The sequence below is a fragment of the Lentzea jiangxiensis genome (genome assembly GCF_900104175.1).
GTDB lineage: Bacteria > Actinomycetota > Actinomycetes > Mycobacteriales > Pseudonocardiaceae > Lentzea > Lentzea jiangxiensis.
Map to the genome: position 1 here is coordinate 395,050 of NZ_FNIX01000005.1, position 22,080 is coordinate 417,129.

Here is a 22,080-nt window from a genome sequence, read left to right on the forward strand (position 1 = left end):
CTTCACACCATCACCTCCGGACGGTCGACGCGGAACGGGCGGGGATCGACGAGCGGCTCCTCGCCGGTGAGCAGCTGGGCGAGCAGCCGTCCGGTGGCGGGGGCGAGGCCGACGCCCGCGCCCTCGTGCCCGGTGGCGTGCCAGAGACCGGGCGTGCGCGGGTCCTCGCCGATGATCGGCAGGTGGTCCGGCGCGTAGGGGCGGAAGCCGCCGTACGCGCGCATGACCGGGACGTCCGCCAGCATCGGGAACATCGCGATCGCCCTCCGTGCCAATGCTGTGAGGACTTCCGTCTCGATCGTGTCGTCGAAGCCCTTGCGCTGGCGGCTGGAGCCGATGAGCACCGTGCCGGCCTGCGTCGACTCGACGACGCCGGACGTCTGCAGGTCGGCGTCACCGCTCGCGACCGCGCCGACGTAGTCCGCGTCGTAGACCTTGTGCCGGATCCTGCCGGGGATCGGCGTGGTGACGAGCACGACGCCGCGCCGGGGCAGCACGTTGACGCCGAAGTTCCGCGCCCACGGCCCGGTGGCGTTCACGACCGCGCCGCAGCTGATCACGCCGTCCGCCGTCGTGACGCTGCGTCCGTCCGTTGTGGACACTTCAGTGCGTTTGACCTCGATGCCGCGCAACAGGTACCGGGTGGCCTTGACGGGGTTGAGCTGGGCGTCCTCGAGGTAGTGGACGGCGGCGGTGACGGCGGGGTTGAGGTGCGGCTCGTGGGCCAGCGCCTCCTCGGGGGTGATCTCGCAGGCGTCCACGCCCGCGGCCCGCTGCCTCGCGGCGAACGCCCGCAGGGGCCCGGCGGCCTCGGGGGTCGTGGCGACGACGAGTCCGCCCTTCTCCTCCCACTCGGCGTCGCCGGCCAGCTCCGGCCACAGCTCGCGGCTCCTCCTGGCGAGGTCGAGCTCCGGCCCGGGCTCCTTGTCGCTGACCAGGACGTTGCCCTCACCCGCCGAGCTGGTGCCCGACGCCGGCCCGTGGCGGTCGACGACGAGCACATCGAGCCCGCGCGCCTTCAACGCCTGCGCGCACGCGGCTCCGATGATGCCCGCGCCCATGACCACGACGTCCGGGTGCATCGCTACCTCCGTTCATTACAATGAACGTTAGTGCTTCGGGTACTCAAGCACCAGCACCGAGCTGACCTCACCGCCGACGGTCTCGTAGAGGTGCGGGACCGAGCCGGGGAAGCACACGTAGTCACCCGGCCCCAGCTCGTACGGCCGTTCGACCGGTCCGACCCTCAACTGACCGCTCGTGACCAGCACGTGCTCCTTGCCGGGATGACCTTCGCTGGTCTGCACAGCTCCGGGCCGCACGCGCTGGTCGTAGATCTCCAGCACGGTGTCCCCGATGTCCATCCGCCGCATCAGCCGCAGGTCGACGGCGTTGCTGCTGAGCACCTCCACGTCCCGTGCCCGCACCAGCACCACGTCCGGCGTCGTCCGCTCCGTCACGAGCTCCGACACCGGCACGTCCAAAGCGTTCGACAAACTGAACACGGTCTCGATCGTCGGATTGCCCGACCCGCTCTCCAGCTGAGACAGCGTGCCCTTGGCGATGGACGACCGCCGCGCGAGCTCCGACAGGGACAACCCGCGCTGCTCCCGGAACGCCCTGATGTTGGCGCCGAGAACCTGACCCGCACTCATAGCCACTGATCGTTGCATAGGCTTGCGGCCATGACTGCGTACACGGAGGCGGAGGGCCGAACCCTCCGCACGGCCGTTTTCGGTGCGATGGTGCTCGTGTCCACGGCGGACCCGGGCTCGGTCGACGAGGAGAGCCAGGCGGGCGTCAGGGCCATCACGCTGCTCTCGGACGACCTGCGCGCCATCATCGCCGCCGCCCCGCCCGCCCTGCCGAAGGGCACGGCGTCCGATGTGGAGGCGGGCGTCCTGGCGGCCCTGCGCGACTCGGTGGCGATCATCAACGCCCACGAGCCGCGCGACGTGCCGATCTTCCGCGCGGCCGTGGCTCAGATGTGCCGGTCGGTGGCGGGGGCGGACGGCGAGGTGGCCGCGGCCGAGCGGGAGATGGTGACGCGGGTCGTCGAGGCCCTCGCCTGACGCGGCCCGTGCTCCGCGGCCTCGCCGCGCCGGCCAGCCGGCGAGGCCTGCGGCACCGTCACCGCGGACGAGTCAGACGTGGGCCTTGTACTCGTCGATCATCCTGCGCAACGTGTCGGCGATCGAGGCGTCGAGCCACCCCACGGCGAGCATGTCCTCCAGCGGCTCCATGGCGGTCTTCGCCGTGCGGGCGCGGTTCGTCGGCGGCAGCTCGTTCATGCCGGTGCGCAGTTCGGCCAGGGCGGCGTCGGCTTCGCCGTTGAACGCCAGCGTCTCCGCGTGGTCCAGTCGGCTCCACGGCGTGGGCTCGGACCCCACGACGAACTCGGCCAGTGCTTTGAGCTTCGCGAAGTCCGTGACAGCCTCGGCGCGCGTCCTCTCGTCGTCGGCGAGCTGGACGTTCAGCCGGCGCAGGTTGGCGAGCGGGTAGAGGTTGTGCTTGTCGAGCCGCGCGGCCTCCTGGTAGGAGTCCCGCGCCTTGCGCAGGTTCTCGAGGTCGCTGCCCGCCTTGCGCGCGCGGCGCCGGTGGACGCCGCCGAGGATGGAGTGCGCTTCCGCGTCCTTGGGGTCGAGTTCGACCGCGCGCTGCAGGGAGTTCGCGGCGCCGTCGAACTCCCTGGCGCGGCTCTGGACCACTCCGAGCCTGCGCCACCACTCCGCGACGTCGGGCTGGTGGTGGGTGGCCTGGCGGAGGTGGTCGATGGCCTCGTCGGTGCGGTCCGCGTCGCTGAGCGCGATGCCGAGCTGTCCGTGCGCGTCGGCGCGGCTGCGGTTCACCGCCACCACTCGCTTGAGGAGATCGATTCGCAGGCCGGGTTCGTCGGTGTCCATCGCGGCGGCGAACAGGTCGTCGCCGCGTTCGAGCCGCAGCTGCCGCAGTTCCTCGTCCCGCGCTTCCAACTCGGCGCGGGAGATGCTCAGCACGGTGTTGCCGTGGCGGACCGGGCTGTCCGTGTTCTTCGTGCGCAGGCCGTTGAGGATCATGTTCACGATCTTCTGCCGCGCCTCGATGAGCTGGCCGTACGCGTTGCTGTACTGCACCACGCGGTTGGCCGCGACGTTGAACCGCACGTCGTGTTCCACGTCCTGGCTGACGAGCACGGTGACGTGGTCGCGCAGTGCCCAGCGGACGCCGAGCTCCAGGTACACGTTGGGGTTGGCGCCGGTCAGGTCCGCGATGTAGACCGGGGCTTCGAGCGCCTCCTGGAACATCGTGTGGTGGATGGGGCCGGAAGCCTCGCGGTCCTTCTCGATCTGCACCACGAACTCGACGCCCAGCTCGTTCGTGAGCGCCTCGGCGATCGGTTCGTAGAGGTCGTTCTTGATCGCCTTGATGTCCGTCCAGTTCGCGTGCTCGCCGAGGCTGGTGCCCGGCATCGCAACGAAGATCGTCATCGGCTCGTCGGCCGTCATTCGGGGTCCTCCAGGGGATCAGGCCGTGCCGGGACGCGACGCCAGCCAAGCTGTGTGTTCGTTGCTGATCACGGCCTCCACCTCGGCGACGAAGGCGGGCCACTCCTCCTCGTCGACGGAGGGCAGCCGCTGGTGGATGTCCGCGAGCTCGTTCGCCGCGGTGGAGTAGGCGACCTTCAGGTTCTCCCACTGCCGCAGCCCTATCCACGCCGCGCCGCCCGCGACCGCCGCCGCCATCACGCCGGACAGGTCGACGTCCCAGGCGCCGACGATGCGCAGGACTGCGAACAGGATCGCGATGAACTCGCCGGCGAACAGCAGGATGCGCGCCGTGGTCGCCCGCCTCTCGTTCGCGGCGGCCTTCCCCCGGTACCAGTCCAGTTGCTGCCACACCCGGTTCTCGCGGTAGATCTCCCTGCGCTCGGTGAACGGCCTGGCACGCACCTCGGTCATCATCTGGTCGCCGGCCGGGTTGGCGCTGGTGAGCAACAGGGTTCCGCGGTGCTGGGCCGCGACCGAGGAGATCGCGGAGTCGAGTGCCCTGCGGGGGTTCGGCGTGGTGGCGGGGAGCGGGTCCCCGCCGACGGCGTAGCGCCAGGCCAGGGACTTCACCCGCTCGGCGACGGCACGACCCGCGTTCCACTTCAGCTCGGGGTGCATGAACCACAGCAGGAACTCGCCGAACAACGCGACGAGGAAGCCGGCGAGCGCCACCCACGCCCACACGTCGACACCACCGCCGATCCTCCACTTGAACGCGCCACCCACCGCCGCGACCACAGCACCGATCAGCCGGATCCGGCTGAGCAGCAACGTGGCGCGCTGCCCGGCCCGGGAGGCCTCGTCGGCATCGTGGTAGAAGCCCGGCAGGTGCTCGTCGTTCATCCACGTCCTTCTCTCGTCCCCCGGCAACACTGATCGTGCGCGGCCAAACGTGTGTTACCACGCCGCCATCCGTGTGGTCCCCGGTTCCGGGATGATCGAGGTGTGTTCACCCGTACAGCGCAGGAGTTCGCTGAGCGGTGACCGCGCCGTTCTCAGCAAACGGAGCGCATGATGGGGAGATGCTGGAGGCACTGCGGAGGCAGCTGAGCGAAGGAATCTTCGAGAAGGTCGCGGGCCCGGACCGCGCCGACCACGCGCGGCGGATCCACGAGGCGCCCGGACCGCGCCTGTTCGCCGACGACAGACCGATCAGGCACGTCCACGCCGACCACGCCATGTTCATCGGGGGTCTGCGGGCGTTGCTGCTGCAGTCGCTGCACCCGCTCGCGATGGCCGCGGTCGCGCAGCACTCCGACTACCGCACCGATCCGTGGGGCCGCCTGCAGCGCACGAGCCTGTTCCTCGCCACCACGACGTTCGGCAGGGTCGAGGACGCGGAGAAGGCCGTCGCCCGGCTCGCGCGCGTGCACCGGCACATCCACGGCACCGCGCCGGACGGGCGGGAGTACCGGGCCGACGACCCGCACCTGCTGGCCTGGGTGCACGTGGCCGAGGTCGACAGCTTCCTGCGCTGCCACCAGCGCTACGGTGCCGAGCCGCTCGACGACTACGACGGTTACGTCGCCGACATGGCCGTCGTCGCGGAAGCCATGGGCATCCCGGACCCGCCGCGCACGACCGCCGAGCTCGAGGAGAGGCTGCAGTCCTACCGGGGCGAGCTCAAGGGCACGCCCGAGGCGCGGGAGGCGGCGCGGTTCCTGCTGTTCACCGCGCCGCTGCCGCTGCTGGCACGTGGTCCGTACGGGATCCTGACGGCCACGGCCGTGGCGAGCCTGCCGGTGTGGGCGCGGATCCCGTTGCGGCTGCCCTACCTGCCGATCGCGGAAGCCACCGGCGTGCGGTTCGCGGGCCACGCGCTGATGCGCGGCATGAGGTGGGTCACGAGCTGAGGAAGTCCATCACCACAGGGGTGGCCTCGGCGCGGAACTCCTCGAAGTAGCCGTGCCGTGCGCCCTCGACCAGGTGCATGCGGGCGCCCGGGATGCGTTCGGTGATCAGCGGCGCGTTCGCGGTCGGGTTGAAGACGTCCTCGGTGCCGTGCACGACGAGGGTCGGCGCGGTGATGGACGGCAGGACGTCCCACGCGTCGTGCTCGGCGCTGGCGAAGAAGTGCCGCTTGCGCGCGTGCGGCGGCATCCAGGGGTCGCCGAGCGTGTTGAAAGGGCCGCGGTAGGCGGGCGTGTACATCAGCTCTTCCAACGCCCTGCGCGCCTTCATCGGGTCGGCCTGGGCGAGGGACCTGCGCACCTCGGCGCTGCGTTCGATGCCGTGCGCGCCGCCGGGGGAGGTGCAGCCGAGCACCAGCCGGTCGACGTACGAGCCGTGTTCGGCCGCGATCCACTGCGCGATCCGGCCGCCCATCGACGTGCCGTAGACGTGCGCGGTCCCGATGCCGGCGTCGTCGAGGACCGCGATGCAGTCCGAGGCGAACAACCGCGTGCTGTAAGGGGCGTCGGGCTTGTCGCTGGAGCCGGTCCCGCGGTGGTCGGTGACGATCGTCGTGAACCGCTCGGAGAAGTCCGGCAGGACCTGGGACCACCACTTCGAGGAGTTCGCCTGCCCCGCGATGAGCAGCAGCGCGGGGCCGGAGCCCTCGACCGAGTAGAAGAGCCTGGTTCCGTCGGCGGCACGAGCGCGGGGCACGTCCGGAAGTCTAGATCCTTGACTTCGCGATAGATGGTCTAGTCCAATTCGGGGTAGGACCCCCTGCCGGCCGCCACGCGTGAGGGATGGAGCAGCCATGCTGTTGTTCGCTCGAATATCCGCGGTGGCCGCACTGGTGCTCGGCACCGTGGTCGTGAGCCTCGCCCCTGCCAGCGCCGCCGGTGTCACGGCGACGTTCTCCAAGCAGTCCTGGAGCACCGGCTACACCGCGACGGTGACGATCAAGAACGAGACCAGCGCGGCCGTCAGCTCCTGGAAGGTCGAGTTCGACTACCCCGCCTCGACCTCCGTCGGTGCCTACTGGGACTCGCTGCTCACCAGGAGCGGCACCCGCAACACGTTCGCCAACCGCGAGTACAACGGCTCGATCGCCCCCGGCGCGAGCGTCTCGTTCGGCTTCAACGCCGCCGGCACCGCCGACCCGGCGAACTGCACGGTCAACGGCGCCGCCTGCACCGGGGGCACCGGGCCGACGACCAGCTCGACGACGAGCACCACCACCACCACCACAACAACAACGACCACGACGACCACCACCACGACCGGTCTGCCGCCCACGGGACAGCTGCCGCGCAAGGTGCTCGTCGGCTACCTGCACGCGAGCTTCGCCAACGGCTCCGGCTACATCCGCATGAAGGACGTGCCGGACGAGTGGGACGTCATCAACCTGTCGTTCGCCGAGCCCACCAGCGCGACGAGCGGGGAGCTGCGGTTCACCCAGTGCCCGGTGGCGGAGTGCCCGAACGTCGAGTCCGAGGCCGAGTTCATCGCCGGCATCCGCGCCCAGCAGCAGAAGGGCAAGAAGGTCAACATCTCCATCGGCGGCCAGAACGGCCAGGTCCGGCTGGAGACGACGGCGGCGCGCGACGCGTTCGTGCGCTCGGCGTCGGCGATCATCGACAAGTACGGCCTGAACGGGCTCGACGTCGACTTCGAGGGCCATTCGCTGTCGCTCGACGCCGGTGACACCGACTTCAAGAACCCGACCACGCCCGTGGTCGTGAACCTGATCTCGGCGCTGCGCTCGCTGAAGGCGCGCTACGGGGCCGGCTTCGTGCTCACGATGGCGCCGGAGACGTTCTTCGTGCAGGTCGGCTACCAGTTCTACGGCGGTGCGGGCGGCGGTGATTCGCGCACGGGCGCCTACCTGCCGGTGATCGAGGCCATGCGCAACGACCTGACGTTGCTGCACGTGCAGGACTACAACTCCGGACCCGTGATGGGGCTGGACAACCAGTACCACAACATGGGTGGCGCGGACTTCCACGTCGCGATGACCGACATGGTGCTCGCCGGGTTCCCCGTGCGGGGTGACGCGACGAAGTTCTTCGCGCCGTTGCGCCAGGAACAGGTCGCGTTCGGCCTGCCCGCCGCGATGTACGCGGGCAACGGGTTCACGTCCGTCGCGGACGTGCAGGCGGCGCTGGACTGCCTGACCAAGGGCACGCGGTGCGGCAGCTACAAGCCGAAGGGCGTGTACCCGAACCTGCGCGGCCTCATGACGTGGTCGATCAACTGGGACAAGTACAACAACTACGAGTTCTCCAAGGCCCACCGGGCTTATCTGCCCCGATAGCGGCGTCGGGGGCGGCTCGCGGGCCGCCCCCGCACCCCGTCAGGCGAGCGTGGACCAGAACTGCAGCTCGTAGGCCTGCAGCAGGCGGCCGTAGCGCCACGCGTGCTTCGGCTGCCAGCCGGAGTCCAGCGCCGCCTGGATCGCCGCCACCGCGCGTTCTTCCAGTTGCGGCGCAGGAGTCGCGAAGAAGTCGACGAAGCCGCACGCCTCGTCGCCGAAGCCGTAGTGCTCGCGCAGCCCCTTCGCCATCCGCGCGCAGTACCCGCCCCACGCCGTGAAGTTCGCGAGGATCGCGAGGACCACGTCCGCCGGCTCGCCGTTGAGCGCCATCCACGCCTGGTACGCCGGGTAGGCCTGGCAGCCGGGGAACGGCTCGTAGTCCTGGAAGTCCTTGGCGGACATGCCGGCGGCCTCGGCCAACGGCCGCAGCATCGGCAGCACGAGCTCCTCGCCACCGGCGAGCAGCGTGAAGAACGCCCGCGCGTTCGGCTCCTCCGCCTTCGACGCGAGCGCCAGGAATGTTCGCCAGTCCGACGACACGATGTGGTTCTCTTCCGCGGCGAAGGTCTGGATCACGGCACGCGGAGCCTCCCCGGTCTCGATCAGCTTCACCACGAGATTGTCGTGGTCACCGGGGTGCAGCTCCGTGCGGATGCGCGCGACCAGCTCTTTTGCGTTCATGGTCGAGATTCTCGCGCACCCGGGAAATCGTTCGCCAGAGCGGCGGGTGATCGGGGAGCATCTTCGCTCGTGGCTGAACACACCTACCGAGTACTCGTCCGCGGCCGCTTCGCCGATCTCACCGACGACCAGCGCACCACCCTGCGCGAGCGCTTGCGGGACTTCGACTTCCTGCGCGACGCGGGCTTCAGCGAAGAAGGCGCGCTGTCCTACGACGAGAAGCTCGACTTCTTCAGCTACCGCGTGGTCCTGACGGCGGCGGAGAAGCCGGACGAGGCCGGTCTGCGCCGTGCGTCGACGGCGCTCGACGAGCTGGGCGTGGACTTCCGGGGCCTGAAGGCCAAGGTCACCGACATGGACGAGATGAAGATCAACCGCCCGAAGCGGCTCGGCTGAACCGGAACGGGCCCGCGCTCCGGGGGGAGCGCGGGCCCGTCCTGCCCGGCGGTGCTAGGGGTTCGGGTAGTGCGCGAGGTAGGCCTCGGTCGAGCCCGCCGTCGCCGTGCCACCCGCGTTGTTGATGATCCGCTGGATGGTTCCCCTGCCGCCCAGCGACACGGTCACCATGCTGTGGAACTTCACGCCGGGGGTGTTCGGCACCTCGAACGCCCGGTCGGCCACCACCGACGGGTTGGCGTTCATGAAGGCGTAGCTGCCCAGGCCCCACGCCTCGTGCGTCGTGACGTTGTCGGAAACCTTGTACGCCGCATAGCCGCGCGTCGAGCCGTTCATCCACGCCGCCTGGTTGGGCACCTCGTACGGCATCTCGTTCTGGTAGAAGTACGTCCGGCCGCCCTGGCCGTTCCAGATGGTCTGGTACTTCTGGTAGTGCTCGACGAACAGGCCGTACATCGTCACGTTGTCGCCGTTGACGACCAGTCCGGTGTCGGCGGTGTTGAGGTCCCAGCCGACGCCGTAGGAGTGGTCACCGCGCCACAGCCACAGGTGGTCGCCGATCACGTTGTGGCTGTTGACGACCAGCGAGGTCGTGGCCCGCCCGACGGCCGAGCCGCCGATGCGCACGTACACGTCGTGCAGTGACGACGGGTTGGCCGAGTGGCCGGCGTTGCTGCCCGGCGCGCCCATCCGCACCAGCAGCGGCGAGTTGGTCGGGGCCGCGTCGACCAGCAGGCCGGCGATCTTCACACCGTCCACATCGGCCACGTCGATCGCCATGTTCCCGTTGGTGGGAATGACGGTCGCGAGCCCGAGGCCCATCACCACGGTGTCGGGACGGGTGACGCGGATCGGCTCGGACACCTGGTGGACGCCCGGCGTCAGCAGCAGGTGCCTGCCGGCCGCGAGCTGCTGGTTCATCGTCGCCGCCGAGGTGCCCGGCTTCGCGATGAAGAACTGCGACAACGGGATGTTCATGCCCTGCTGGGTGCCGGACGCCCACGTGGTGCCGCTCGTGTTGGAGCGCAGGGCCGGGACGAACACGTTGTAGTTGCCGCTGCCGTCGACGTTGAGGAACGGCTTCTCCCGCACGAGGGGGGTCTGCGCCACGTTCGTGTACGGCGGCTCCGGGAACGAGGTCTGCGGCGCGTTGCGGGCACCGACGAACACCATGTTCCAGTTCTCCCCGGTCCACGACCCCCACTCGGTGTTGCGCGACAGCCACTGCTGCTGCGAACCGGAGCGGACCTGGCCCGTGACCACCGAGTCGGCGAGGAAACCGCCGCTGGACCAGCCGTTGTCGTCGAGCTGCACGTTGCCGTAGGTCTTGGTGCGGCGCATCGCGGACGCCTGCGAGACGGCCCACGTGTTGGTGCCGCCCGGCGGCCGGATCGCGAGGTTCTCCGCGCCGCGCCAGAAGTTGTGCGTCGCGTTGCCCTGGAACCAGTCGGCCTCGACGTGCACCTGGCCGTTGATCGTCACGCCGTCCGGCAGCAGGCCCAGGCCGAGGACCTGGGTGAAGAAGCCGATGTTGACGTCGACGTCGTAGTTGCCGGGCTTGAACATGATCGCGTACCGGCGCGCGTCGTACTGGCCCTGTTCCTGCTGGCGGAAGACGTCGTCCAGCCGCGCCTGGATGGTCGACGCCGGCATCGACGGGTCGAAGACCAGCACGTTCGGGCCGAAGTCCGGCTGGCCGGGGTTCGGGTTGCCCGGGGAGAGGCGGAACAGCTGCGCGTTGGTCCCGTTGCAGGTGTACTGGACCAGCTGGACGTCGCCGGTCGACGCGCCGGGCACGTCGAGGCACTTGCCGCTGTGGCGGCTCACGAACCGGTAGGTGTCGGTCCCGACCTGTTCGGGGCGCCACTGCTGGTTGTTCGCGCCGAAGTTCTGCCACATGTGGATCGCCGCGTTGTCCGCGGTGGACACGTTCGAGACGTCCCAGACCGCGCCCTCGCCGACGGTGTAGTACCCACCGCTCGTGGCGGTGAACTTCCAGGTCTGACCCGAGCAGCCTTGTTGGCGGAGCTGTGCGCCGTTGGCCGTTCCCAGCGACTCCACGCACTTTCCGCTGCCGACGTTCGTCACTTGATAAGCGGTTCCGGGCACCACGTCGGCCTGGGCCGCGACCGTCCACACAGGAACGATCGCCGCTGCTGCCAACGCTGCCACCAGCAGGGGGGTTCTCACGGGTCACAGGGTGCGGTCGGTTTGTTGCAACCGTCAACGAACTCCACGGTTTCCGGTCCCGTTCCGGTATTGACAAACTATTTTGTCAAATGGGACCGTGCTGGTCGTGGAGCTGTCACCGTTGCGCCGGTCGTTGCTGGAGCTGCTGAAGTCGCCCGCCTCGGCGACCCAGCTGGCGGCGGCCCTCGACCTGCCGCGGCAACGGGTCAACTACCACGTGCGCGCCCTGGAGCAGGCAGGGCTCGTCGAGCTGGTCGAAGAGCGGCAGCGGCGCGGCTGCGTCGAGCGGGTCCTGCGCGCCAAACCGGGCCGCGAGGTCGCCGCCGGCGTCCAGGACCAGTTCGCCGCGACGCACCTGGTGTCCGTGGCCGCCGGGACGGCCCGCGAGGTCGACCGGATGGCCGGCGCCGCCGCCGACGCGGGAAAACGCTTGCTCACGTTCACGGTGGAGACGACGGTCCGCTTCGGCGCGCCCGGCGACGTCCACGAGTTCACCGGCGACCTGGCCGAAGCGGTGCGGCAGATCGCCCTGAAGTACGACACCGACAGCGGCCGCCCCTACCGGGTGGTCGCGCTGGGACACCCCGGAGTGGCAGATGAGTGACGAAGGCGTCCGGATCGAGATCACCGTGGCCGCGCCGGTCGGCGAGGTGTGGCAGTCGTTCCGGGACAGGGAGAAGCTGCGCCACTGGCACGGCTGGGACCTCCCGGAGCTCGACGCCGAGATCGACCACATCTACTTCACCGACGCCGAGGAGGACGGCACCACGCTGATCGTCCACGGCCACGACACGTTCGCCCTGACCGCCGTCCCCGAGGGCACCCGCGTCGTGCTGACGCGCGCTCCCCAGGGCACCTCACCCGAGTGGGACGACTACTACGACGACATCACCGAGGGCTGGATCACGTTCCTGCACCAGCTGAAGTTCGCGCACGAGTACCACCCCGGCGAGAAGCGGCGCACGCTGTTCTGGCCGTGCGAGGTCGATCTCGGGGTGAGCGGGAAGCCGTTCTTCGAGTCGGCGAACCAGCGCGGGGTCGTGGTGGAGGAGTTCGGACCCGGACTGGTGGTCAGCAGCGCCAAGATGACGGTGGTGACGACGTACGGGTTCTCGGACGAGGAGTTGGAGGCGCTGCGTCAGAAGGGACCGGCCGAGCTCGCCGACCCGAAGTAGCGGGTCAGGAACTCGTTGCGGAACACACCCTTCGGGTCGTGCTCGCGCAGCAGCGCCCGGAAGGCGTCCCACTGCGGGTAGCGGGCCGCCAGCAGCGGCGCCGGCACGGTGAACAGCTTGCCCCAGTGCGGCCGGGGCGCGATCGCCTCCTCCAGCCGCGGCAGCAGCGCGAGCACGGCCGGGGTGTTCGGCACCCAGGTGAAGTGGATCGCGAGGCTGTCGCGCTCGTGGGCGGGGCTCAGCCACTGCGGTTCGGCGTCGATCGTGCGGATCTCGCAGGCCTGCACGAGCGGTGAGATCACCGTCGACATCTCCGCGAGCGCGCGCAGGGCCGTCACAGCGCGGGTGCGGGGGACGAAGTACTCGGTCTGCAGCTCGTCGCCGACGGACGGGGTGAACTCGGCGCGGAAGTGGGGGAGGCGCTCGTGCCACGGGCCCGGGACGCCTCCCTGCAGCGTGCAGTGGGCGGTGGGCTGGCCGGGGATCGGGTGGGCGGGCTCGGCGGCCGGGCGGCCCGGGAACGCGAACTCCTCGTCGCCCACTCGGTGCTTCACCCACAGCGTCGCGCCGCCCTGCCAGTCGATGAACGCGCTCACGCTGTAAGCACCGCCGAACACCTGCTCGAGCCGCACGAGCAGCGTCGTCCAGGCGACGTCCTCGTAGACGGTCTGCGCGACCTGGAACGACGGCACCACGTCCAGGGTGACGGTCGTGACGACGCCGAGGCCGCCCAGCGACACGGGCGCGCCGGCGGAGGTGAGCTCGACGACCGAGCCGTCGCCGCGCAGGACCTCGACGGACCGGACGGCGCCCGCCAGCGAGCGGGAGCCCGAGCCGTGGGTGGCCGTGGCGATCGCGCCGGCCACCGTGATGTGCGGCAGCGACGGCAGCGTGTGCAGGGCGAGACCGGCGGCTTCCAGGCGCACGGCCAGCGTGGCGAGCGTCATGCCGGCGCTCACCCGGACCGTCCGGCCCGACACCTCGAAGACCTCGGGCATCGCCGACAGCGACACCAGCGTGCCGGTCGTGTCGGCGACCGTGTTGAACGAGTGGCCCGAGCCGACGACGTGCACGGCCGATGAGCCGCGCACGACCGCACGCAGTTCTTCGGCCGAAGCCGGGGCCACGGCCTGCGCCGAGGTGAACGTGATGTTGCCCGCCCAGTTGGTCCTCATGCGGACACGGTAAGCGCCGACGCCAGCAATCGTCGTGTGTACTCCTCGCGCGGCGCGGCGAACACCGAGGTTCCCTCCTCCACGACGACGCCCCGGTGCAGCACCGCGACGCGGTCGGCGAGGTGCTGCACGACGGCCAGGTCGTGGCTGATGAACAGGCACGCGAACCGCAGCTCGCGCTGCAGCGACAGCACCAGCTCCAGCACCCGTGCCTGCACGGTCACGTCCAGCGCGGACGTCGGTTCGTCGGCGATCAGCAGGTCCGGGTCCAGCGCGATGGACCGGGCGATGCCGACCCGCTGCCGCTGGCCGCCGGACAGCTCGTGCGGGTACCGGTCGCGCAACGCCGCGGACAGCTGCACGGCGTCGAGCAGCGAGTCGACCTTCGCCTCCAGCTCCGCGCCGCGCAACGAGGTGTGCAGCAGCAACGGCTGCGCGATCGACCGGGCGATCGTGGCGCGCGGGTTCAGCGACGACAGCGGGTCCTGGAACACCAGCCCGACCCGGCCGCGGTCGGCCTTGCGCAGCGACGCGACCTCCCTGCCCGCCACGGTGATCCGCCCGGTGTACCGGGTGAGCCCGGTGATCGCCCCGGCCAGGGACGACTTGCCCGAACCGGACTCGCCGACCAGGCCGAGCGTCTGGCCGCGCCCGATCTCGAACGACACGTCCGACACGGCGCGGAACCCGCCGTAGGTGACGGAGACGCCGTCGAGCCGCAGCACCGGTTCCCCGGCGGGCCGCGCGGGCAGCTCACGGGTGTCCAGGCGCAGCACCGAGTCGAGCAACGTCCGGGTGTACGGCTCCCGCGGAGTCGCGAAGACCTCCCGCACCGGACCCGTCTCCACGACCTTTCCGCCGTTCATCACGACGACCCGGTCCGCCAGCTCCGAGACCACACCCATGTCGTGCGTGATCAGCAGGACCGCGACCCCGAGCCGGTCGCGCAGGTCCCGCAGCAGGCGCAGGACCTCGGCCTGCACGGTCACGTCCAGCGCCGTGGTCGGCTCGTCGGCGATCAGCAGCGACGGCTCGTTCGCCACCGTCATCGCGATCACCACGCGCTGCAGCTGGCCGCCGGACATCTCGTGCGGGTACGCCCTGAACCGCTCCTCGGGCAGGCCGACGAGCCGCAGCAGCTCCAGCGCCCTGGCCTTCGCCGCGGCCCTCGGGACCGCGCGGTGCACCCGCACGGCCTCGACGATCTGGCTGCCGATCGTGAAGACGGGGTTGAGGGCGCTCATGGGTTCCTGGAACACCATGCCGACCTCGTTGCCCCGCACCTCGCGCAGCGCGGCGGGGGACAGCGAGTACAGGTCGCGCCCGCCGAGCAGCGCCCGGCCCGACACCGACGCCGTCGCCGGGAGCAGCCCGAGCAACGACATCGCCGTGACGGTCTTGCCCGAGCCCGACTCGCCGACCACGGCGAGGACCTCCCCGGCGGTCAGCGAGAACGAGACCTCGCTGACCGCCGGGGAGCCGGAGCCGAAGTCCACCGAGAGGTCCTCGACGGACAGCAGTGCGCTCACTTGGTGATACCCACCTGGAGGTAGTTCGGGTAGGCGGGGAAGTCGGCGATGAAGAAGTTGCCGACCTTGGAGCCGTGGATGAACGAGTTGCGGGTGTAGATCAGCGGCACGACCGGTGAGTCCTGCATGATCTTCCTGTCGATCGCCGCCCACTTCTTCCCGGCCTCGGCGGCGTCCACGGTGGACTGCGCCTCCTCGATCAGCCTGTCGACCTCGGGGTTCGAGTACCGCGAGGTGTTGTAGCCGCCCTTGCCGATCTCCGAGGACGCGAAGAGCGGCTGGATGTTCGCGTTGGCGCTGGGGAAGTCCGGCTGCCACGACGACAGGGTGAGGTCGTAGTTCGGGTTCTCCGAGAGGTTCGTCTCGGTCTCGTACGCGTCCGCCTCCAGCGACCGGATGGTCACCTTGATGTTCGCGCGGGCCAGCGCCGCCTGGACGGCCTCGGCCTTCTCGGCCTGGTTGTTCGACTTGTTGAGCACCAGCGTGAGGTTCTCGACGCCGTTCGGGAAACCGGCCTCGGCCAGCAGCGCCTTGGCCTTCTCCGGGTCACCTTCGGGCTTGGTCTGGTACAGGTCGAACTGCTCGCGGCCCTCGATGCCCTGGGTGATGAGCGTGGAGGCGGTGTCGCCGGCGAGCTGGGCGGTGCCGGCCGAGGCGATCTGGTACGCGGACTTGTCGACCGCGTACTGGAACGCCTGGCGCACCTTGAGGTTGTTCAGCGGCGCCTTCTGCGTGTTGAGCGCGAGGTAGGCGACCGCGCCGGACTTCGAGGTCACGACGCGCGACTTCGCCGACGGGGTGGCCTGCAGCTGCGCGAGCTGGGCGGGGGAGACGAACGACGAGCCGAAGGCGAACCTGTCGTCACCGGAGTCGGCGGCGAGGCGCTGCGAGACGACCGAGGCGTCCTGGCCGAGCTGGAAGACCACCTCGTCGGGCAGGCCGCCGCGGACCTGGTCCTTCGCGGGGTCCCAGTTCGGGTTGCGGGTCAGCTTGACCTCGACGCCCTTGGTGTACGTGCCGACCTGGTAGGGGCCGGACGCGACGGCGCGCTCGTGGTAGTCGGCCTCGGCGCCCTTGCCCTTCGGCACCGGCGCGAACGCGGGCGTGGAGGCGATCCACGGCCAGTCGCCGTACGGGCGGGTCAGCTTGAACGTGATCGTCTTCGGGTCCGGGGTCTCGATCGAGTCGAGCTCCTTGCCCTCGAACGGGCCCTTGTAGTCACCGCCGCCGAGCAGGTCCTTGTGGTAGCCGAGGCCGCCGCCGAACGCCGGGGCGAAGGACCGCTCGACACCCCACTTCACGTCCGCGGACGTGATGGGCGTGCCGTCGCTGAACTTCAGGCCGTCCTGCAGCACGAACGTCCACGTCTTGCCGCCGTCGGGCGTCTTGCCCGTGTCGGCGAGGTCCGGCACGACCTTCGCGGGCCGGCCGACGGCGTTCTGCCAGCCGGTCAGCCTGCGGTGCACCAGGCCGAGCGACGTGATCGCGAGGCTCTGCGACTTGGCGGGGTCGAGGTTGAGCGTGCGCGACTCGGACAGGATCCGGAGCGTGCCGCCCTTCTCGGGCTTGGCGCCGGCGTCACCGGGGGCTTTCGGGTCGTTCGCGCCGCACGCCGACGCCCCCAGGGCGCCGATCAGCGCGATCGCCAGAAGTCTCTTGCTGGACAACGACTTTCTCCCCTCAGGTGAGCCGTGCTCGTGGATCGAGCAGGCCGTAGGACAGGTCGACGACGGCGTTGGCGACGACTACGAGGAACCCCGCGAACAAGGTGCAGCCGAGCAGCGTGGCGAGGTCGCGGCCGTGGACGGCCTCGATCAGCAGGCCGCCGAGACCGGGCAGGCTGAAGACGCGTTCGGTGATCACCGCGCCGCCGAGCAGGGAGCCGAACTCGATGCCGGTGAGCGTCACGACGGGCAGCAGCACGTTGCGCAGGGCGTGCTTCCCGACGACGGTCCGCTCCGGCACGCCCTTGGCGCGGGCGGTGCGGATGAAGTCCTCGCTCATCGTCTCGAGCATCTGCGAACGGGTCAGCTTCACGTAGTGGGCGCCGTGCGCGAACGCGAGCACGCACCACGGCAACACCAGTCCCCAGGCCCAGCGCACCGGGTCCTCGGTGAAGGCGGTGTAGTTGCCGACCGGCACCACGTTGAGCTGGAAGCCGAGCACGAGGATGCCGAGCAGGCCCACCAGGTACACCGGCGCGGACACGCCGATCACGGACCCGGCCAGTGCCGCCCGGTCGAACCAGGTGTCCTTGCGCAGCGCGGCGTGCACGCCGATCGCCACGCCCAGGCCGACCCACAGCACGGCCGCGCCGACCGCGAGCGAGAACGTCACCGGCAGCCGGTCGCCGATCAGCTCCAGCACGTCGGCGTTCTGCCGGAACGAGTAGCCGAAGCACGGCGCGGAGCAGTGGATCGCGGTCACGCCGGTGCCGAACGTCCGCCCGGCGAAGATGCCGCCGAGGAACGTGAGGAACTGCCGCCACCACGGTTCGTCGAAGCCCATGAACTCCCGCGCCAGAGCGAGGTTCTCCGGTGTGCACGGTTTGCCGCACGCGAGCAGCGCCGGGTCCGAGGGCACCAGGTAGAACACGACGAACGTGCAGAAGGCCACGATCAGCAGCACGAGCACCATGCCGCCGAGGCGCGTCAGCGCGAACTTGAGGTTCTTCACCGGTTGCCGCCCCACCTCGGGTCGAGCGCGTCGCGCAGCCCGTCGCCCAGCGCGTTGAACCCCCACGTGACGGCGAAGAGCGCCACGCCGGGGAAGATCAGGTACATCGGGTCCACGCCGACCCAGTCGATCGCGGCGCTGATCGACCGGCCCCAGCTCGGCGTGGGCGGCAGCACGCCGACGCCGAGGAACGACAGCGCGGCCTCCAGGCCGATCTTGCCCGGCACCGACAACGTTGCCATGACCAGCACCGGACCCCAGAGGTTCGGCAGCAGCTCGGTGCGGAACACCTGCCACGGCGACGCGCCGAGCACCCGCGCGGCCTTCACGAAGTTCCGCTCCTTGAGCGTGAGCACCTGGGCCCGCACGACCCGCGCGGTCGACGGCCAGCCGAAGAACCCGATCACCACGACCAGCAGCAGCACCCGCGGGAACTCCGCCGGCACCACCGCGCCGAGCGCGATCATGAACACCAGGTACGGGAAGCCGAGGAACACGTCGGCGCTCCAGGTGACGACCCGGTCGACCCAGCCGCCGAGGTAGCCCGCGGCGGCGCCGACCAGCACGCCGAGCCCGATCGACACCAGCGTCGCCGCGAGCCCGATCAGGAACGAGGTCCGTGCGCCGTGCACGACGATCGCGAACAGGTCGCGGCCGGTCAGGGGCTCGACGCCGAACCAGTGGTCACCGCTGACGCCGCCGAACGGCCCGGCGGGCAGGCCGGTGTTCACGTCCAGCGCGGACGAGTCGTAGGTGTAGGGGTCGTGGCCCTCGAGGGCGGTGAGGACGTCCGCGAAGATCGCGGCCAGGGCGATCACCACGACGGTGACCGTGCCGGCGAGCGCCCAGCGGTCGCGGGCGAGCACTGCGCTGATCGCGGCGGGCACGGACCGCGCGACGGGAGTGGACAACTGCGGACCTGCTTCTCGACGTGGTGATCTCTCGGGCGGCACAGTAAGCCGATCGTGTGATCACGTCTGCTCGTTCCAAAACGTGAGAATCTATATTCTCCATTGCTTCAGTGTTGACCAAACTCAGTTGCACGGCGTCGGACGCTGAACCGTCGTGGGAACCGATAGCGACGTACAAACGCTCCGGCGGATGTCTGGCCTGGTCACACCGATGGCTCTGCGGGTGGCGGTCACCCCCGGGCTGTCGGACCGCCCTCGCCGGGCAGCCACCTGCGCAGGGCGTTCGGCCGGGGGATGAGCGGCCGGATGTGCAACTGGGTCCCCGGAAGGCACGGAGGCCTGCTCGCCGCGGTGCTGGAGGCGAACCCGGGGACGCGCGGCCACCTGGAGGACGGCGCGCGTGTCCTGGAGGACGTGCTCGTGCACTTCGGCGGGCGCGACCGGGATCCCGGCGACCTCGCGGAACTGGCCGCGGCCCACGGACTCGTGCGGGAGTCCGTGGGCCCGGTGGCCGGAGGGCGCAGCGTGCCGGAGTTCCGCGTCATTCGCTGAGCGCGGCGATCCGTTCCCGCGCTTCGGCGAGGTCGTCCGCGGTGGGAGCGTCGTCCTGGGTGAGGGCGCGGCGCCAGTACCCGGCGAACTCGATGTGGTTCTTGGGCACACCGAGGCCGGCGAAGTGCCGGCGCAGCGTCCGGACGGCGGACGCCTCACCGCCGAGCCACACCCACACCGGCTGCGTGACGTCCGCCGCCGTCACCACCGAGACCAGGTCCTCTCCGGTACTGCGGTGCACCCACCGCACGCCGGGGACGTCCTGTTCCTCCAGCGGATCCGCGATCTCGACGAACGCGAGCCGCCGCTGCCCGGGAGGCAGGAGCTCCAGCAGCGAGCCGATCGCGGGCAGTGCCGTCTCGTCGCCCGCGAACACCAGGAGGTCCGCGGTGCCGAGCGGGCGGGCGTAGTCCGCTGACGGGCCGAACCGGCCGATGACGTCGCCCACCCGAGCGCGTGCGGCCCACCGCGACGCGGGCCCGCTGTCGCCGTGCAGCACGAAGTCGACGGTCAGCACCCCGCCGGTCAGCGAGCGGACGGTGAAGCCGCGCATCCACGGCCGTTCGTCGTCGGGCAGCGCGAGGTAAGCCTGGTACCAGGTGCCGGCGTCGGGGGAGTCCGACACGTGCGCGGTTCCGCCGGGCTTGGGGAACAACAGCTTCAGCTGCTGGTCCGGCCACGTGCCGATGTCGTCGAGACCCGGTCCGCTGAACGTCAGGCGGGCCATGCGCGGGGTGAGGCGCTCGACCGAGGTCACCGTCAGCGGGCTCACGAGAGGTACTCCTTCAGGTGCCGGGCGGTCAGGGTGTCCGAAGTGGACACGAGATCACCGGGGGTGCCGGAGAAGACGACCTGACCGCCGTCGTGGCCGGCACCGGGGCCCATGTCGACGATCCAGTCGGCGTGGGCCATGACGGCGAGGTGGTGCTCGATCACGATCACCGTCCCGCCGGCGTCGATCAGCTGGTCCAGCAGGCCGAGCAGCTGGTCGACGTCCGCGAGGTGCAGTCCGGACGTCGGCTCGTCGAGCACGTACGTGGTCGCCTTCTCGGCCATGCGGATGGCGAGCTTCAGCCGCTGCCGCTCGCCGCCGGACAACGTGGTGAGCGGCTGGCCGAGCGAGAGGTACGACAGGCCGACGTCGTGCAGGCGGCTCAGCACCGCGTGCGCCTGCCCGGACGGGAAGAAGTCCCTGGCCTCGGCGACGGACATGCCGAGCACGTCGCTGATGTTCTTGCCGCGCAACGTGTAGCTCAGCACCTCGGGGGTGAAGCGCTTGCCCTCGCACTTCTCGCACACCGTCGCGACGCCCGCCATCATCGCGAGGTCGGTGTAGACGAGGCCGATGCCCTTGCAGTTCTCGCAGGCGCCTTCGGAGTTCGCGCTGAACAACGCGGCCTTCACGCCGTTGGCCTTGGCGAACGCGGTCCGGACGGGGTCGAGCAGACCCGTGTAGGTGGCGGGGTTGGACCGGCGGGAGCCGCGGATCGGCGACTGGTCGACCGTGACGACGTCTTGGCGGCCCCGCAGCGATCCGTGGATCAGCGACGACTTGCCGGAGCCCGCGACGCCGGTGACGACGGTCAGCACGCCGAGCGGGAGGTCGACCGAGACGTCCTTGAGGTTGTTGGTGCGGGCGCCGCTGATCGTCAGGAAGCCCCGGGGGGAGCGGAACTGCGGCCGGAGCTTGGCGCGGTGGTCGAGGTGCCGGCCGGTGAGCGTGCCGGACGCGCGCAGGCCCGCCACGTCGCCGGAGTAGCAGAGGTGGCCGCCGTGCACGCCCGCGCCGGGGCCGAGGTCGACGACGTGGTCGGCGATCTCGATGGTCTCCGGCTTGTGCTCGACGACCAGCACGGTGTTGCCCTTGTCCCGCAGGCGCAGCAGCAGGTCGTTCATCCGCCGGATGTCGTGCGGGTGCAGGCCGACGGTCGGTTCGTCGAACACGTAGGTGATGTCGGTGAGGGAAGAGCCGAGGTGCCGCACCATCTTGACGCGCTGCGACTCGCCGCCGGACAGCGTGCCGGACTCGCGGTCGAGCGAGAGGTAGCCGAGGCCGATCTCGACCAGCGAGTCGAGCGTCCCCCGCAGCGTCGCGAGCAGCGGCGCGACGGACGGGTCGTCGATCTCGTGCACGAACCGCGCGAGGTCGCTGATCTGCATCGCGCAGCAGTCCGCGATGTTCAGGCCGCGGATCTTCGAGCCCAGGGCGGCCTGGTTGAGGCGGGCGCCCCGGCAGTCCGGGCAGGTGGCGAACGTGACGGCCCGGTCGACGAACGCCCGGACGTGCGGCTGCATCGACTCGCGGTCCTTGGACAGGACGGTCCGCTGCAGCTTGGTGATCAGGCCGTCGTAGGTGACGGTGCTGCCGCCGATGTTCAGCTTCGTGGTCGGTTTGTGGAGGAAGTCGTGCAGCTGCTGCTCGGTGAAGGTGTTGATCGGCTGGTCGGCCGGGTAGAGGCCGGAGTTGGCGAGCACCTGCCAGTACCACGTGCCGACGCCGTAGTTCGGGGCGTCGATCGCGCCGTCGTTCAGGGACTTCGTCCTGTCGACGATCGCGTCCACGTCGACGGTGGTGACCTTGCCCAGGCCCTCGCAGGCCGGGCACATGCCCTCGGGCAGGTTGAAGCTGAACGCGCCGGACGTGCCGACGTGCGGCTCGCCCAGGCGGCTGAACACGATCCGGAGCATCGTGTGGGCGTCGGTGGCGGTGCCGACGGTGGAGCGGGAGTTCGCGCCCATCCGCTCCTGGTCCACGATGATCGCGGCGCTCAGGTTGTGCAGCGCGTCCACGTCCGGCCGGCCGATCGACGGCATGAACGACTGCAGGAACGCGGTGTAGGTCTCGTTGATCATGCGCTGCGACTCGGCCGCGATCGTGCCGAAGACCAGCGAGGACTTGCCGGAGCCGGACACGCCGGTGAAGACGGTCAGGCGCCGCTTGGGGACGTCGAGCGACACGTCCACGAGGTTGTTCTCCCTCGCCCCGCGGACCTGGATCACGTCGTGGCTGTCTGCGACAGCGTTCACAGCTGCTTCCCCCAATGATTCTTTATGGCGTAAAGTA

At 70.2% G+C, this 22,080-nt stretch carries 21 protein-coding genes; 7 read left to right on the forward strand and 14 right to left on the reverse strand.

Features of this window, described 5'->3' with window-relative positions:
* Nucleotides 1–2: 2 nt before the first annotated feature.
* Complete coding sequence (locus BLQ91_RS18610) at nucleotides 3–1,082, reverse strand: NAD(P)/FAD-dependent oxidoreductase (protein ID WP_090098122.1); 1,080 nt, start codon at nucleotides 1,080–1,082, stop codon at nucleotides 3–5.
* A 27-nt stretch (nucleotides 1,083–1,109) separates the two neighbouring features.
* The gene (locus BLQ91_RS18615) at nucleotides 1,110–1,655 is read right to left on the reverse strand and encodes a helix-turn-helix domain-containing protein (protein WP_090098123.1); all 546 of its coding nucleotides are present in this window, start codon (nucleotides 1,653–1,655) and stop codon (nucleotides 1,110–1,112) included.
* Nucleotides 1,656–1,685: 30 nt separating this feature from the next.
* Between BLQ91_RS18615 and BLQ91_RS18620 the strand changes: the two genes are divergently transcribed.
* Nucleotides 1,686–2,072, forward strand: coding sequence for a TerB family tellurite resistance protein (locus BLQ91_RS18620; RefSeq protein ID WP_090098124.1), 387 nt, complete (start codon nucleotides 1,686–1,688; stop codon nucleotides 2,070–2,072).
* A 72-nt stretch (nucleotides 2,073–2,144) separates the two neighbouring features.
* Here BLQ91_RS18620 and BLQ91_RS18625 read toward each other — a convergent pair whose 3' ends face one another.
* Entirely contained in the window at nucleotides 2,145–3,485 is a 1,341-nt protein-coding gene (locus BLQ91_RS18625; RefSeq protein ID WP_090098125.1) for a tetratricopeptide repeat protein, read from the reverse strand.
* Between the two features lie 18 nt (nucleotides 3,486–3,503).
* Nucleotides 3,504–4,370, reverse strand: a complete 867-nt coding sequence (locus BLQ91_RS18630; protein WP_090098126.1) for a DUF4231 domain-containing protein — start codon at nucleotides 4,368–4,370, stop codon at nucleotides 3,504–3,506.
* A 179-nt stretch (nucleotides 4,371–4,549) separates the two neighbouring features.
* Here BLQ91_RS18630 and BLQ91_RS18635 point away from each other — a divergent pair, with 179 nt between their 5' ends.
* The gene (locus BLQ91_RS18635) at nucleotides 4,550–5,380 is read left to right on the forward strand and encodes an oxygenase MpaB family protein (RefSeq protein WP_090098127.1); all 831 of its coding nucleotides are present in this window, start codon (nucleotides 4,550–4,552) and stop codon (nucleotides 5,378–5,380) included.
* On the opposite strand, the gene BLQ91_RS18640 is transcribed toward BLQ91_RS18635, so the two are convergent.
* Entirely contained in the window at nucleotides 5,370–6,134 is a 765-nt protein-coding gene (locus BLQ91_RS18640) for an alpha/beta fold hydrolase (RefSeq protein ID WP_176959809.1), read from the reverse strand. The two genes, BLQ91_RS18635 and BLQ91_RS18640, sit on opposite strands and share 11 nt — an antisense overlap.
* Nucleotides 6,135–6,231: 97 nt before the next feature.
* On the opposite strand from BLQ91_RS18640, the gene BLQ91_RS18645 reads away from it, so the two are divergent.
* On the forward strand, nucleotides 6,232–7,731 hold the full coding sequence (locus BLQ91_RS18645) for a chitinase (protein WP_090098129.1): 1,500 nt from the start codon (nucleotides 6,232–6,234) through the stop codon (nucleotides 7,729–7,731).
* 39 nt (nucleotides 7,732–7,770) lie between these two features.
* Here BLQ91_RS18645 and BLQ91_RS18650 read toward each other — a convergent pair whose 3' ends face one another.
* Nucleotides 7,771–8,412 (reverse strand): thiaminase II/PqqC family protein, encoded by a 642-nt coding sequence (locus tag BLQ91_RS18650; RefSeq protein WP_090098130.1) that lies wholly within the window; start codon nucleotides 8,410–8,412, stop codon nucleotides 7,771–7,773.
* A gap of 69 nt (nucleotides 8,413–8,481) precedes the next feature.
* On the opposite strand from BLQ91_RS18650, the gene BLQ91_RS18655 reads away from it, so the two are divergent.
* Nucleotides 8,482–8,808: a DUF6204 family protein gene (locus BLQ91_RS18655; RefSeq protein ID WP_090098131.1), complete on the forward strand. Its 327-nt coding sequence runs from the start codon at nucleotides 8,482–8,484 to the stop codon at nucleotides 8,806–8,808.
* 54 nt (nucleotides 8,809–8,862) lie between these two features.
* Here the strand turns inward: BLQ91_RS18655 and BLQ91_RS18660 are convergent, their stop codons facing one another.
* Complete coding sequence (locus BLQ91_RS18660) at nucleotides 8,863–10,998, reverse strand: RICIN domain-containing protein (protein ID WP_245733612.1); 2,136 nt, start codon at nucleotides 10,996–10,998, stop codon at nucleotides 8,863–8,865.
* Between the two features lie 97 nt (nucleotides 10,999–11,095).
* Here BLQ91_RS18660 and BLQ91_RS18665 point away from each other — a divergent pair, with 97 nt between their 5' ends.
* Together BLQ91_RS18665 and BLQ91_RS18670 are read left to right on the forward strand one after the other, a co-directional pair.
* Complete coding sequence (locus BLQ91_RS18665; protein WP_218130304.1) at nucleotides 11,096–11,602, forward strand: ArsR/SmtB family transcription factor; 507 nt, start codon at nucleotides 11,096–11,098, stop codon at nucleotides 11,600–11,602.
* Complete coding sequence (locus BLQ91_RS18670; protein WP_090098134.1) at nucleotides 11,595–12,173, forward strand: SRPBCC family protein; 579 nt, start codon at nucleotides 11,595–11,597, stop codon at nucleotides 12,171–12,173. Before BLQ91_RS18665 ends, BLQ91_RS18670 begins: the two co-directional genes overlap by 8 nt.
* Here the strand turns inward: BLQ91_RS18670 and BLQ91_RS18675 are convergent.
* The 5 genes from BLQ91_RS18675 to BLQ91_RS18695 are packed head-to-tail and all read right to left on the reverse strand — an operon-like array spanning nucleotide 12,137 to nucleotide 18,464.
* Nucleotides 12,137–13,348, reverse strand: a complete 1,212-nt coding sequence (locus tag BLQ91_RS18675) for an FAD-binding protein (protein ID WP_090098135.1) — start codon at nucleotides 13,346–13,348, stop codon at nucleotides 12,137–12,139. The genes BLQ91_RS18670 and BLQ91_RS18675 overlap by 37 nt on opposite strands.
* Nucleotides 13,345–14,877, reverse strand: coding sequence for a dipeptide ABC transporter ATP-binding protein (locus BLQ91_RS18680; RefSeq protein ID WP_090098136.1), 1,533 nt, complete (start codon nucleotides 14,875–14,877; stop codon nucleotides 13,345–13,347). Before BLQ91_RS18680 ends, BLQ91_RS18675 begins: the two co-directional genes overlap by 4 nt.
* Nucleotides 14,874–16,544 (reverse strand): ABC transporter substrate-binding protein, encoded by a 1,671-nt coding sequence (locus BLQ91_RS18685; protein ID WP_090098137.1) that lies wholly within the window; start codon nucleotides 16,542–16,544, stop codon nucleotides 14,874–14,876. The genes BLQ91_RS18680 and BLQ91_RS18685 overlap by 4 nt, the downstream gene beginning before the upstream one ends.
* Nucleotides 16,545–16,557: 13 nt before the next feature.
* Nucleotides 16,558–17,553 (reverse strand): ABC transporter permease, encoded by a 996-nt coding sequence (locus tag BLQ91_RS18690; protein WP_090098238.1) that lies wholly within the window; start codon nucleotides 17,551–17,553, stop codon nucleotides 16,558–16,560.
* Nucleotides 17,550–18,464 carry an ABC transporter permease gene (locus BLQ91_RS18695; RefSeq protein ID WP_245733614.1) on the reverse strand — a complete coding sequence of 305 codons (915 nt, stop codon included), beginning with the start codon at nucleotides 18,462–18,464 and terminating at the stop codon, nucleotides 17,550–17,552. Before BLQ91_RS18695 ends, BLQ91_RS18690 begins: the two co-directional genes overlap by 4 nt.
* Before the next feature lie 306 nt (nucleotides 18,465–18,770).
* Here BLQ91_RS18695 and BLQ91_RS18700 point away from each other — a divergent pair, with 306 nt between their 5' ends.
* Complete coding sequence (locus BLQ91_RS18700; protein ID WP_090098138.1) at nucleotides 18,771–19,016, forward strand: hypothetical protein; 246 nt, start codon at nucleotides 18,771–18,773, stop codon at nucleotides 19,014–19,016.
* On the opposite strand, the gene BLQ91_RS18705 is transcribed toward BLQ91_RS18700, so the two are convergent.
* Both BLQ91_RS18705 and BLQ91_RS18710 read right to left on the reverse strand, forming a co-directional pair.
* Nucleotides 19,006–19,788: a siderophore-interacting protein gene (locus BLQ91_RS18705; protein WP_090098139.1), complete on the reverse strand. Its 783-nt coding sequence runs from the start codon at nucleotides 19,786–19,788 to the stop codon at nucleotides 19,006–19,008. The genes BLQ91_RS18700 and BLQ91_RS18705 overlap by 11 nt on opposite strands.
* Nucleotides 19,785–22,043 (reverse strand): ATP-binding cassette domain-containing protein, encoded by a 2,259-nt coding sequence (locus BLQ91_RS18710; RefSeq protein ID WP_090098140.1) that lies wholly within the window; start codon nucleotides 22,041–22,043, stop codon nucleotides 19,785–19,787. The genes BLQ91_RS18705 and BLQ91_RS18710 overlap by 4 nt, the downstream gene beginning before the upstream one ends.
* Between the last annotated feature and the right edge of the window lie 37 nt (nucleotides 22,044–22,080).